The sequence below is a fragment of the Stenotrophomonas sp. yr243 genome (assembly GCF_900184195.1).
Lineage (GTDB): Bacteria > Pseudomonadota > Gammaproteobacteria > Xanthomonadales > Xanthomonadaceae > Stenotrophomonas > Stenotrophomonas lactitubi.
Window position 1 is genome coordinate 1,177,135 of the sequence record NZ_FXWT01000001.1, and the last position, 11,715, is coordinate 1,188,849.

Annotated in this window: 12 protein-coding genes; 8 read left to right on the forward strand and 4 right to left on the reverse strand. The window is 67.2% G+C overall.

The window, feature by feature from the left end; genetic code table 11:
• Positions 1–30: 30 nt before the first annotated feature.
• From QOL57_RS05555 to QOL57_RS05570, 4 genes are all read left to right on the forward strand, one after another.
• On the forward strand, positions 31–549 hold the full coding sequence (locus QOL57_RS05555) for a DUF2271 domain-containing protein (RefSeq protein WP_032975835.1): 519 nt from the start codon (positions 31–33) through the stop codon (positions 547–549).
• 118 nt (positions 550–667) lie between these two features.
• Entirely contained in the window at positions 668–1,471 is an 804-nt protein-coding gene (locus QOL57_RS05560; RefSeq protein ID WP_089239348.1) for a DUF4198 domain-containing protein, read from the forward strand.
• 55 nt (positions 1,472–1,526) lie between these two features.
• Positions 1,527–2,498 (forward strand): FAD:protein FMN transferase, encoded by a 972-nt coding sequence (locus QOL57_RS05565; RefSeq protein ID WP_089239346.1) that lies wholly within the window; start codon positions 1,527–1,529, stop codon positions 2,496–2,498.
• Positions 2,495–4,099: a sulfite reductase subunit alpha gene (locus QOL57_RS05570; protein ID WP_089239344.1), complete on the forward strand. Its 1,605-nt coding sequence runs from the start codon at positions 2,495–2,497 to the stop codon at positions 4,097–4,099. Before QOL57_RS05565 ends, QOL57_RS05570 begins: the two co-directional genes overlap by 4 nt.
• A 489-nt stretch (positions 4,100–4,588) precedes the next feature.
• On the opposite strand, the gene QOL57_RS05575 is transcribed toward QOL57_RS05570, so the two are convergent.
• From QOL57_RS05575 to QOL57_RS05590, 4 genes are all read right to left on the reverse strand, one after another.
• Positions 4,589–5,197 (reverse strand): HutD family protein, encoded by a 609-nt coding sequence (locus tag QOL57_RS05575; RefSeq protein WP_089239343.1) that lies wholly within the window; start codon positions 5,195–5,197, stop codon positions 4,589–4,591.
• Between the two features lie 34 nt (positions 5,198–5,231).
• Complete coding sequence (locus QOL57_RS05580; protein WP_089239341.1) at positions 5,232–5,957, reverse strand: murein L,D-transpeptidase catalytic domain family protein; 726 nt, start codon at positions 5,955–5,957, stop codon at positions 5,232–5,234.
• A gap of 17 nt (positions 5,958–5,974) precedes the next feature.
• Positions 5,975–7,042, reverse strand: coding sequence for a L,D-transpeptidase (locus QOL57_RS05585; protein WP_089241204.1), 1,068 nt, complete (start codon positions 7,040–7,042; stop codon positions 5,975–5,977).
• 337 nt (positions 7,043–7,379) lie between these two features.
• Positions 7,380–7,802: a helix-hairpin-helix domain-containing protein gene (locus QOL57_RS05590; RefSeq protein WP_230112802.1), complete on the reverse strand. Its 423-nt coding sequence runs from the start codon at positions 7,800–7,802 to the stop codon at positions 7,380–7,382.
• A gap of 102 nt (positions 7,803–7,904) precedes the next feature.
• Here QOL57_RS05590 and QOL57_RS05595 point away from each other — a divergent pair, with 102 nt between their 5' ends.
• The 4 genes from QOL57_RS05595 (at position 7,905) to murU (ending at position 11,549) form a co-directional block, all read left to right on the forward strand.
• Complete coding sequence (locus QOL57_RS05595) at positions 7,905–9,398, forward strand: M20 family metallopeptidase (RefSeq protein ID WP_089239337.1); 1,494 nt, start codon at positions 7,905–7,907, stop codon at positions 9,396–9,398.
• A gap of 69 nt (positions 9,399–9,467) precedes the next feature.
• The gene (locus tag QOL57_RS05600; protein ID WP_089239335.1) at positions 9,468–9,737 is read left to right on the forward strand and encodes a GlsB/YeaQ/YmgE family stress response membrane protein; all 270 of its coding nucleotides are present in this window, start codon (positions 9,468–9,470) and stop codon (positions 9,735–9,737) included.
• Between the two features lie 64 nt (positions 9,738–9,801).
• Entirely contained in the window at positions 9,802–10,827 is a 1,026-nt protein-coding gene (locus QOL57_RS05605) for a phosphotransferase (RefSeq protein WP_089239333.1), read from the forward strand.
• Between the two features lie 11 nt (positions 10,828–10,838).
• Complete coding sequence (murU, locus tag QOL57_RS05610) at positions 10,839–11,549, forward strand: N-acetylmuramate alpha-1-phosphate uridylyltransferase MurU (protein WP_089239331.1); 711 nt, start codon at positions 10,839–10,841, stop codon at positions 11,547–11,549.
• Positions 11,550–11,715: the final 166 nt, after the last annotated feature.

Below are 11,715 nucleotides of genomic sequence, written 5' to 3' on the forward strand. Positions count from 1 at the left end.
GATTTCCATCCGTTCCTCCGGAGCCGCCCCATGCGCGTCACCCTGACCATCGCCCTCAGCGGCCTGCTGGCCACCTCGCCGGCCTACGCCACCACCCTCGACATCAACGTCGAAGTACCCAAGCTCAACGTGGCCGAGTACCACCGCCCGTATGTGGCAGTGTGGCTGGAAGGCGCCGACCAGAAGGTCGCCGCCAACCTGTCGGTCTGGTACCAGCAGACCAGCAACAGCGAAGGCCATGGCACCAAGTGGCTGCCCGACCTGCGCCAGTGGTGGCGCAAGAGCGGCCGCACCCTGCAGGTGCCGGTGGACGGCGTGACCGGCCCGACCCGCCCCGCCGGCAAGCACGCGCTGTCGTTCAACGACAAGCAGCCGGCGCTGAAGCAGCTGGCCCCGGGCAACTACACCCTGGTGGTGGAAGCGGTGCGCGAAGTCGGCGGCCGTGAACTGTTGAAGATCCCCTTCACCTGGCCGGCCACCGCCGCACAGAACGGCCGCGCGCAGGGCGCCACCGAACTGGGCCAGGTCACCCTCGCCGTCAAACCTTGATCAAGCAGGGTCAGAGCCCTTCCTGCGGAAGGGATCCGACCCTATCGCCGCACCCCGGGGTCGGATCCCTTCCGCAGGAAGGGCTCTGACCCCATCCATGACCCCTGGAGTCTCCCGCATGAAGCGCACGCTCGTCCTCGCCGCCGCTCTGGCCGCTGCCCTTCCCTTCTCTGCCCTGGCCCACAAGGCCTGGCTGCTGCCCTCGCAGACCGTGATCGCCGGCAACGCGCCGTGGATCACCGTCGATGGCGCGGTCTCCAACGACCTGTTCTATTTCAACCACGTGCCGCTGCGCCTGGAATCGGTGGTGATCACCGCCCCGGACGGCAGCACCGTGCAGGCGCAGAACGCGTCCACCGGCAAGTACCGCAGCGTGTTCGACGTCGAACTGAAACAGCAGGGCACCTACCGCATCGCCTCGGTCAACGACGGCCTGTCGGCCACCTATGAACTGAATGGCGAGCGCAAGCGCTGGCGCGGCACCGCCGCCACCTTCGGCGAACTGCCCAAGGATGCGAAGAAGCTGGAAGTGAGCCAGTCGGTCGGCCGCGTGGAGACCTTCGTCACCAACGGCGCGCCGAATGACACCGCGCTGAAGCCGACCAACCGCGGCATCGAACTGGTGGCCGTCGGCCACCCGAACGACCTGTTTGCCGGCGAGGAAGCCACCTTCCGCGTACTGGTCGACGGCAAGCCGACCGCGGGCCTGGAGTTCGAGATCGTGCGCGGTGGCACCCGCTACCGCAACGCGCAGGACGAGCAGAAACTGACCAGCGACGCCAAGGGCGAGATCAAGGTGACCTGGCCGGAAGCCGGCATGTACTGGCTGGAAACCGGCACCGAGGACAAGAAGACGTCGGTCAAGCAGGCCGCCAAGCGTCGCCTCAGCTACGTCGCGACGCTGGAAGTACTGCCGCAGTAAACGCATCGCTGCGATACCCGGCGCGCCTGGGTATCGCAGCCTGCCACGCATGCCCATGACCTCTACCGCACTCGACATCGCCCGGCTGGGCGGCACCACCATGGGCACCACCTGGAGCGTGTCTCTGGTGGCACCGCGCCAGCGCGACCTGCATCCGCTGCATGCTGGCGTCCAGGCCCGCCTGGATGAAGTGGTCGCTCAGATGAGCACGTGGGAAGCGGGCTCTGACCTGAGCCGCTACAACCGCGCCGACGCGAGTCGCTACTGCGTGCTGCCGGCCGAAACCCGCCATGTACTGGCCTGCGCGCAGGCCATCGCCGCCGCCAGCGGCGGCGCCTTCGACCCGACCATCGGCCCACTGGTGGCGCTGTGGGGCTTCGGCGCGCATGCCGGCGCACGGCGTGCCCCCGATGCCACCACGTTGCAGGCAACCCGTGCACGCTGCGGCTGGCAACACCTGCACTGGCAGGACGATGCGCTGCTGCAACCCGGCGGCCTGGAACTGGATCTCTCGGCGATCGCCAAGGGCTTCGGTGTCGACCACGTCGCCGCCTGGCTGCGCAGCCAAGGTGTCGATGCCGCACTGATTGAAGTCGGTGGCGAGCTGGCGGGCTACGGCCGCAAGCCCGACGGCCAGCCGTGGCGCGTGCTGGTGGAGTCGGCGCCGGAAGAAGATGCCCACACCGATATGCCACCGCGTGTACTCGCGCTGGAAGGGAAGGCGGTGGCCACCTCCGGCGATCGTTGGCACCAGTATCAGGACGATGGCGTTGCCTACAGTCACAGCCTCGACCCACGCAGCGGCACGCCGGTGCGACAAGTCGCAGCCGCCGTCACCGTAGTCGCCGACGACGCGATGCACGCTGACGCCTGGGCCACCGCACTGACCGTGCTCGGTCGCGACGCGGGCATCGCGCTGGCAGAGCGCGAAGGGCTGGCCGCGCGCTACCTCGAACGCGCCGCCGATGGCCCACGCGAAACCCTCAGCAGCGCCTTCAAGCGGCTGCTGGATGAGCAGGCCGCATGAGCACTCGTTTCTCGCGCGCAACCCTTGGCAACGTCGTAGTGCTGGTCCTGCTGGCAGTGATCGGCGGGGCCCTGCTGCGCCTGCACCTGGGCGAAGCCTGGTGGCAGGGTGCGCCGCCGTCGCGGCAGTGGGGCATCGCATTGGCCGCCACCGCGCTGTATTCACTGGCGTGCGCCGTGGTGTGGTGGCGCAGCCGTCCACGCGATGACACGACCGAAGGCAGCGACCAACCGATGCTGCTGGTCTGGTCCAGCCAGACCGGCTTCGCCCGCGAACTGGCCGAGCGCAGTGCGCAGGCCCTGCGCTTGGCCGGCGTGCCGGTGCGCCTGCGTGGCCTGCACGAAGTGGATGCGACCCTGCTTGCGGGCAGCGCGCGTGCACTGTTCATCGTCAGCACCACCGGCGAAGGCGATGCACCCGACCACGCCCTGCCCTTCCTGCGCCGGGTGATGACCACGCCGCCGCCTCTGAGCCACCTGCAGTACGGCGTGCTCGCGCTGGGTGATCGCAGCTACGGGCATTTCTGCGCGTTCGGCCACCAGCTGCACGACTGGCTGCGCCAGCACGGCGCGCATCCGCTGTTCGATGCCATTGAAGTCGACAACGCCGATCCGGCCGCCCTGCGCCACTGGCAGCAGCTGCTCGGCCAGCTCGGCGGCGGCGCCAGCCAACTGCCCGATTGGACACCGGCCCAGTACCAGCCGTGGACGCTGCTGCAGCGCGTCCACCTCAACCCCGGCAGCGTCGGTGGCCCCGTCCATTGGCTGCGCCTGCAACCACCGAACGACAGCAGCGCGCACTGGCAGGCGGGCGACATCGCCGAGGTCGGTCCGCAGCACGCCGAACGGAACATGCGCGACTGGCTGCAGGCGCAGGGCTTCGATGCCGACACCGTGTTGGACGACGGGAATACGCTGCTCGCCCGCGTCGCACGCTCGCATCTGCCGTCCCTGGTTGCTGCGGGCGATCTGCCTGGCTTGTTGGCGGCACTGCAGCCACTGCCGCATCGCGAGTACTCCATCGCCTCGGTGATGGACGACGGCGCGGTGGAGCTGCTGCTGCGCCGTCAGCTGCGTGCCGATGGCACACCGGGCGTCGGCAGTGGCTGGCTGTGCGACCACGCCGCCATTGGCGAGCCGGTGCAGATGCGCCTGCGCCGCAACGAGAATTTCCACGGCGTCGCCGCCGACGTTCCGCTGCTGCTGATCGGCAACGGTACCGGGATCGCCGGCCTGCGTGCGCACCTGCACGAACGCGCACATGTTGGCAGCGGCCGTACCTGGCTGTTGTTCGGCGAACGCTCGGCTGCGCATGATTTCCACTTCGGCGATGAGCTGCAGGCGATGCTCGCCAACGGCACGCTGACCCGCCTGGATACGGTATTCAGCCGTGATGGCGGCGCGCACCGCTACGTGCAGGGTCGCCTGCTGGCCGAAGCATCCACGCTGAGGCAGTGGGTCGATGAAGGCGCAACGATCCTGGTCTGTGGCAGCCTGCAGGGCATGGCCCCGGCAGTGGATGCGGTGATCGAGCAGGTGCTCGGTGCCGACGGCAAGGAAGCGCTGCTTTTGGCTGGTCGCTACCGGCGCGATGTGTATTGAGGCGAACCGTCTCCAGGTGGGCGCGAACCGACTTCTGGTGGGTGCGAACCTTGGTTCGCACCATGCCGCGGTATCGGCCGCTGCATCCACGCATGGCGTGGATCTACTGAACAGCTTCGGTCGGTGTGAATCGGCTTCTGGTGGGTGCGAACCTTGGTTCGCACCATGCCCCGGTATCGGCCGCTGCATCCACGCATGGCGTGGATCCACTGAACGGCTTCGGTGGCTGTGAACCGACTTCTGGTGGGTGCGAACCTTGGTTCGCACCATGCTGCGGTATCGGCTGCCGCATCCACGCATGGCGTGGATCTACTGAACAGCTTCGGTCGGTGTGAATCGGCTTCTGGTGGGTGCGAACCTTGGTTCGCACCATGCCGCGGTATCGGCTACCGCATCCACGCATGGCGTGGATCTACTGGAGCACAGCGACCGCATTTTCAGTAGATCCACGCCATGCGTGGATGATTGCCTCCGCGCGCCGACCATGGCTCAGCCGCCCGCGGCACTCACCCGTATCGCAAGCAGCTCTCCACCACCCTGCAGCGCATGCCGCTGACGCTCACCGGCGGCCAACCATGCGGTATCGCCGCTCTGTATCGCAGGCAACCCACTGTCCGCGCCGAACGTGGCCTGTCCACCCAACAGGTGCAGGGCCCACGCCACACCCGGTTCGCAGAAGAAGAACATCGGGCCGACCAGTGGCCGATGCAGCAGTTCGGCCTGCAGCAGCTCGCGCTTCCACATCAGGTTGAAATCGTGGGTGGTGCCGTCGACCAGTTCGCCGTGCAGCGCTGCTTCGCCGGCAAAACGCACGCGCCCATGCGGTGGCAGCACCTCGGCTACACGGCCGTCCTCGAAACGCAGGCGTACGCCATTGCCCTGCAGCAGCACCAGTTCGCGATCGACGCCGGGGAACGCGGAAAACGCGGCGTCCTGCTCGATTTCGGCTACCGACAGGCGCAATGCCCAGTCATCGCCCTGCGCTGGCAACCGCAGGATCTCGCGGGTCCAGCCAAGGCCGTTGCGCCAGCGTTCGCGGCGGTAATCCAGGCTGGAAATCACCTGGCTCGGGGTCTGCAGCAGGGAGTCGATGTTCATGCGCGCATTGCATCATGCCGCGCGCCACAGCGCATCAACGCGTTGCAAGACCTGCGGACGTACCGCAATCGCCACCCAGCAGCTGCGAGTGCTTGAGCCAATCCTGGTCGGGGTAGTACGCGAACACCATCGTGCCGCCTCGCAGCGCATCGATCAGCGGCTTGGCCACCGACAACCGCACCGCCGGGCAGCCGAGACTGCGCCCCAATCGCCCCTGCAACTGCGCGGTGGAGGGATTCACATACGGCGCACCGTGGATCACGATGGCGCGCTCGCGTGCACGATCATTGAATCCCGGCTCCAACCCTGCCAGGCGCAGCGAATAGCCGTTGCCGCCCATGTAGGTTTCCTGCGCGGTGAACGCGCCGAGGCTGGACATGAAGCTGCCATCGCGGTTGGAGAAATGCTCGGTGCGGTTCTCGCCGCTGTTGCGGCCATGCGCCACCCACTCCTCGAACAGCAGCCGCTGGCGGGCCAGGTCGAAGACCCACATCCGCGGCTCGGTGGACGGCCGCGAGTAATCGATCACGCTCAGGCGTTCACCGCTGACACCCAGTTCCGGCCGCTGCAGCGCGCAGCGCATGGCGTGGGCCGCCAACTGCAGCACCCGGCGGTCCGCCTTGGGCGCGCTGCGTGCCAGCTGCGCAGCGAGGTCGTCTGCACTGATCGCTGCAACAGGCGTCTGTGCCCATGCCGACGCACTGGTAACAGTCGCCAACAGGCCAACAGCGGCCAGCCGGCACGAGCGGGAAGTGGACATGGGCACGCGGGGAGGTCTCAGGATCCCTTGAGGGTGGACGCTGGTGGCTCCGATTCCAAGACCGGCTGCATACCCGATTCAGCCGCGCTTGGGCGCACCGCCGGCAGCGAAGTGACCAACAGGGTCGTGCCCGGCACCAGCACCTGGTACAGCTGGCGGGCAAAATCGGCCGGCAGCGCCATCGGCAGCGATGGGGTGGCCAGCAGGTCCGGCGTGGCCTGGGCGCGGTCCTGGCCCAGCAGCGGATAGGCCGTCCACTGGTGCAGGCGCTGCTGTGCGTCAAGCGGGCTGGGCGTATCGCTGTAGCCTTGGCCCATCACGAACAGAGTGGTGCCCTGGAACGCCGGCAGCGCGTCGGCCTTCAACGGCGACTCACCGATCATCACGCCATCGCGCAGCACGTACAGGCGCTGGTCGTGGAGGCTGACCAGGATGCCGACCTGCCCGCTGGGGGCGGCCGCATCATCCCACCACGCCTTGTCCGGGGCGCCGGCCTCGCCTTCCGGCAGGGCCTGTCCGCGTGCATTCACCGGTGCCAGCACCGCCGGATAGGCCAGCGTCATCGGCGCGCTCTTGGCATCGGCCACGACCACCGTATCGCCGCGCTTGGTTTCGCTGAACAGCTTCTGGGCGAAGGCCTGCGGCAGGCGCACGCAGCCATGCGAGGCCGGGTGCCCCGGCAGGCTCCCGCCGTGAAGCGCGATGCCGTCCCAGGTCAGCCGCTGCATGTACGGCATGGGTGCACTGTTGTAGAGGTTGGAACGGTGGTCCTTATCCTTCTGCAGGATGGTGAACACACCGGTCGGCGTCTCATGGCCGGTCTTGCCCGAGCTGATCGTGGTCAGGCCGATGGCAATGCCGTTGCGGTACACATAGGCGCGCTGCTCATCCAGGCTCACCACCAGCACGATCGGCCCGGCCGGCGAAACCTCCGGGTGCCACAGGTACTCGCCGGGCTTGAGATCGGTCGGCCCGCGTACGTCGGACGTCGTGGCCGCGACGGGCTTGGAGGGTGCGGCCGCATGTGCAGCGCAGGGCAGTGCCAGAGCAGCGGCGAGCATCAGGGTCAGACGGTGCAGGTGCATCCAGCAGGTTCCATTCCATGCGAAGGCCTCACCGTACACCATGGGCGCGTGGTGGCTGCGCCAAAAGAAATTGCCCGGCGACACAGCCATGTGTCGTACCGGGCAATCGTCACGTCCCTGTCGGCCTGCTGCCACCCCCTCGCATCCTGCGAAGTGGGGGCGGCGTTGCATCCTGCACGCGGCCGCGTCTGTCCTGTTTGTATCTCAGCCCCTTCCACAGGTCTGTGATGCCACCATCCTGGTGATTGGTGCCGCATCCCTGCGACGGTCGGTGGTTACGGGCATCCTGTCCGCAGCCAATGGACCCGCATCCTGCCGGTCCCGACGTTTCCTGTTGTCAGCGCCTGGGTACGGTTCGCACCGGTACCGATCCGGGTACCGGATCCGCGGGCAACATCCTGCTGCCAACGGTGATCCGCCGTCGATTCCGTTCGACGATCGATGTCCCTATCCCCTTCACCTGCGTCAGGTCCTCGACGCGATGAAACGGGCCGTGTCTGCGCCGGTGCTCGACGATCGCCGCTGCCTTGGTGGCCCCGACCATCGTCAATCCCTGCTGCAGCGCTTGGGCATCGGCCCGGTTGATGTCGATCGGCTCGGCAGCTTGCGCCCCCGCGATCCACATTCCCAGCACCAGCGCCCTCAACACGACAAACCAAGGCACGACGTGTATCTCCTTGTGGTTCTGACCGTCCCGACCGGCAATCCCGTCGGTCGAAACAGTGTCCGTCACCACATGCACACAGCGTATCGGGTTCACGGATTTCTAAAAGCCAGCCAAATACCCGACGTGATGTAGGGAAAACCCTACCCTTGGCCGAGGCGTAGAATGGGCGGATCAGCCATGCAACCGGAGTTTCAGATGGACAGCGCCAAGCTCGGCCAATTCGTCAATGACAAGTGGGACAGCGAAATCGTCCCGCAGTTGGTCGACTACATCCGCATCCCCAACAAGTCGCCGATGTTCGACGCCAATTGGGTGCAGAACGGCTACATGGAGCAGGCGGTCACCCTGATGGAAACCTGGGCCAAGGCGCAGGAGCTGCCCGGCCTGAAGGTCGAGGTGGTGCGTCTGGAAGGTCGTACCCCGCTGATTCTGCTGGAAATTCCGGCGACCGGCGCCGAAACCGGCGACGACACCATCCTGCTCTACGGCCACCTGGACAAGCAGCCGGAGATGACCGGCTGGGACGACGACCTCGGCCCGTGGACCCCGGTCCTGCGCGGCGACAAGCTGTATGGCCGTGGCGGCGCCGATGACGGTTACGCCATCTTCGGCTCGCTGGCCGCGGTGCTGGCGCTGCAGGCCCAGGGCCTGCCGCACGCCCGCTGCGTAGTGCTGATCGAAGCCTGTGAAGAGTCGGGCAGCTACGACCTGCCGGCCTACGTCGACCACCTGGCTGACCGCATCGGCAAGCCGTCGCTGGTGGTCTGCCTGGATTCGGGCTGCGCCAACTACGACCAGCTGTGGTGCACCACCTCGCTGCGCGGCCTGACCGGCGGCAACTTCTCGGTGAAGGTGCTCAACGAGGGCGTGCACTCCGGTGATGCCTCCGGCGTGGTGCCGTCCAGCTTCCGCCTGCTGCGCCAACTGCTGTCGCGCATCGAGGACCAGGACACCGGCCGCATCCTGATCGAGGGCATGAACGTGGAGATTCCGGCCGAGCGCCTGGAACAGGCCAAGCGTGCCGCCGACGTGGTCGATACCGCGATCTTCGAGAAATTCCCGCTGGTCGACGGCCTCAAGCCGATGAACGACGACCTGACCGAACTGGTGCTCAACCGTACCTGGCGCCCTGCCCTGTCGGTGACCGGCATCGGCGGCATGCCGCCGCTGGAATCGGCCGGCAACGTGCTGCGCCCGCATACCGCGGTGAAGTTGTCGCTGCGCCTGCCGCCGACCGCCGATGGCAAGACCTGCGGCGAACTGCTGAAGGAAGCACTGCTGCGCGATCCGCCGAACGGCGCGCAGGTCACCCTGGACCTGGAAAAGGCCTCCACCGGCTGGAACGCGCCGGCGATGGCACCGTGGCTGACCAAGGCCATCGACGATGCCAGCCAGACCTTCTTCGGCAAGCCGGCGATGTACATGGGCGAAGGCGGCTCGATCCCGTTCATGGGCATGCTGGGCGAGAAGTTCCCGGGCGCCCAGTTCATGATCACCGGCGTGCTCGGCCCGCACTCCAACGCCCACGGCCCGAACGAGTTCCTGCACATTCCGATGGGCAAGAAGGTCACCTCGTGCGTGTCCAAGGTGATCAGCGAGCACTACGCGGCAAGCCTGCGAGGCGAGACCAGCGGTTCGCCGGTGACCGCCGACAGTGGCACCCGCAACGGCGACCACGGCTGCTGCTGATCCAGCACGCAGTGACGGACGCAGCCCGGCCTTGCTAGGCTGCGTCCATCCTTCGAGAGCACTGATGGCATGAACGGTCTGTTTGGCAGCACCAGCTGGCTCTACATCATCCTGGTCGGCTTCTTCGTCGGCCTGCTGGGACGCTTTTTCATGCCCGGCAACAACCGCATGGGCTGCCTGTTGACCATCGTGCTGGGCATCATCGGCGCGCTGCTGGCCGGCTGGTTCGGCCAGTACATGGGCTGGTACGCCCCCGGTGAACCGGCCGGCTTCCTCGGCGCGGTCGTAGGCGCGGTCGTCGTGCTGGCGATCCTGCGCCTGTTCAGCGGCCGCCGCTGAGCCGCCACCTCCTTTTTCATTCTGCCCCGACGTTGGCGCGCCCGGCGCGCCCGGATATGCCTGCATGACCGAACCCGCCTCTGATCCCCAGCGCAGCGCACAGCGCCTGCAGTGGGCCCGTACCCAGCTCGACGACGGCAACGCCGTGGTCGAACGCGCCTCGGTCGACGCCGGCATGCGCAGCTACTGGCGCACCACCAGCCAGCGCGGCAGCCACATCGTGATGGACGCCCCGCCGGGGCTGGAAGACCCCACGCCGTGGCTGCGCATGCGCGGCCTGCTGCACGATCACGGCCTGCGCGTACCCGCGCTGCTTGCCCAGGACCTCGACGCCGGCTTCCTGCTGCTGGAAGACCTGGGCGGCCCGACGCTGGCGAAGATCCTCGACGAACGCAATGCCGACGCGTGGTTCAGCCGCTCCATCGAACAGCTGCTGCGCCTGCAGGCCATCCCGGTGCCGGCCGACTTTGGCCAGTTCGGCGAAGCGCTGCTGCAGCGTGATGCCGGCCTGTTCGATGAGTGGTTCCTGCAGCGTCATCTTGGCATTGAACTGGACTGCGGCGAGATCGAAGGCCTGCAGCTGGTCCACCGCCGGCTGATGGACAACGCGCTGGGCCAGGCCCAGCTGATGACCCACCGCGACTACATGCCGCGCAACCTGATGCCGGTGGACGGCGGCCCGGCCGTGCTGGATTTCCAGGACCTGGTGCGTGGCCCGATCGCCTACGACGCGGTGAGTCTGTTCAAGGATGCCTTCCTGAGCTGGCCGCTGCAGCGCGTGGACGAATGGCTGTCGCAGTATCACCAGCGCGCGCGCCATGCGCGCCTGCCGGTACCCGACCGTGCCACCTTCCTGCGCGATGCCGACTGGATGGGCATCCAGCGTCACGTGAAGATCCTCGGCCTGTTCTGCCGCCTGCGCTACCGCGACAACAAGGGTCACTACCTGGACGACGCGCCGCGCTTCATCGCCTACCTGGATGAAGTGCTGCCGCGCTACCGCGAACTGGCGCCGTTGCAGCAGCTGCTGGAAATGCGGATCAAGCCGGCACTGGCCGAGCTGGCCGCGCCGATGCGCGTGCTGCGCTGAAGGTCGCGTCGATGAAGGCACTGATTTTCGCCGCCGGCCTGGGCGAGCGCATGCGTCCACTGACCCTGCACACGCCCAAGCCGCTGCTGGCAGTGGCGGGCAAACCCCTGATCGTATGGCACCTGGAACGGTTGGCTGCGTTCGGCATCCGCGACGTGGTGATCAACACCGCATGGCTCGCCGCGCAGTTTCCGGCCACATTGGGTGATGGCAGCCAATGGGGCCTGCACCTGCATTTCATGCACGAAGGCGATACCGCGCTGGAAACCGGTGGCGGCATCCTCAATGCGTTGCCGGCGCTGGGGGAAGACCCGTTCCTGGTGGTGAACGGCGATATCTGGACCGATTTTGATTTCGCCACGCTGCCGCGTGAACCAGCCGGCGAAGCGCATCTGGTGCTGGTCGACAACCCCGCGCAGCACCCCCACGGCGACTATCGGCTGGACGCGCACGGCGTGCTGCACCACGACCGCGAAGGTCCGTGCCTGACCTATGCCGGCATCGGCGTCTATCGTCCGTCGATCGTGGCCGATTGGCGCGCGGTGATCGGCGACACACCGGGCAGCGAGCGTGTGCCACCGAAGTTCTCGGTGGTGCCGTTGCAGAAGCATTTCATGGCGCAGGGGCGGATCAGCGGTCAGCATCATCGCGGTCGCTGGACGGATGTCGGGACCGTTGATCGCCTGCGCGCGCTGGACATCGAGTTGGCCGCGAACGGCTGAGCCCCTCGTGGTTGGACGTCTTCAGAGCAGAAGCCTTGCTTGGCCGGGCGGGATGGGTTCGCGGGGGACGCCGTGAACCCATCCATGGGGGCTTGGCCGCGGCATCCATGCCGCGGACACCCCCGCGAACCCATCCCGCCCGGCCTTTGACAGTTTCCGTGTGCGT

Coding starts and splice junctions, on each gene's coding strand:
- QOL57_RS05565 (WP_089239346.1), top strand. CDS start 1,527: ATGACCTCTACCGCACTCGACATCGCCCGGCTGGGCGGCACCACCATG.
- QOL57_RS05555 (WP_032975835.1), top strand. CDS start 31: ATGCGCGTCACCCTGACCATCGCCCTCAGCGGCCTGCTGGCCACCTCG.
- QOL57_RS05595 (WP_089239337.1), top strand. CDS start 7,905: ATGGACAGCGCCAAGCTCGGCCAATTCGTCAATGACAAGTGGGACAGC.
- QOL57_RS05570 (WP_089239344.1), top strand. CDS start 2,495: ATGAGCACTCGTTTCTCGCGCGCAACCCTTGGCAACGTCGTAGTGCTG.
- QOL57_RS05560 (WP_089239348.1), top strand. CDS start 668: ATGAAGCGCACGCTCGTCCTCGCCGCCGCTCTGGCCGCTGCCCTTCCC.
- QOL57_RS05575 (WP_089239343.1), bottom strand. CDS start 5,197: ATGAACATCGACTCCCTGCTGCAGACCCCGAGCCAGGTGATTTCCAGC.
- QOL57_RS05580 (WP_089239341.1), bottom strand. CDS start 5,957: ATGTCCACTTCCCGCTCGTGCCGGCTGGCCGCTGTTGGCCTGTTGGCG.
- murU (WP_089239331.1), top strand. CDS start 10,839: ATGAAGGCACTGATTTTCGCCGCCGGCCTGGGCGAGCGCATGCGTCCA.
- QOL57_RS05585 (WP_089241204.1), bottom strand. CDS start 7,042: ATGCACCTGCACCGTCTGACCCTGATGCTCGCCGCTGCTCTGGCACTG.
- QOL57_RS05600 (WP_089239335.1), top strand. CDS start 9,468: ATGAACGGTCTGTTTGGCAGCACCAGCTGGCTCTACATCATCCTGGTC.
- QOL57_RS05605 (WP_089239333.1), top strand. CDS start 9,802: ATGACCGAACCCGCCTCTGATCCCCAGCGCAGCGCACAGCGCCTGCAG.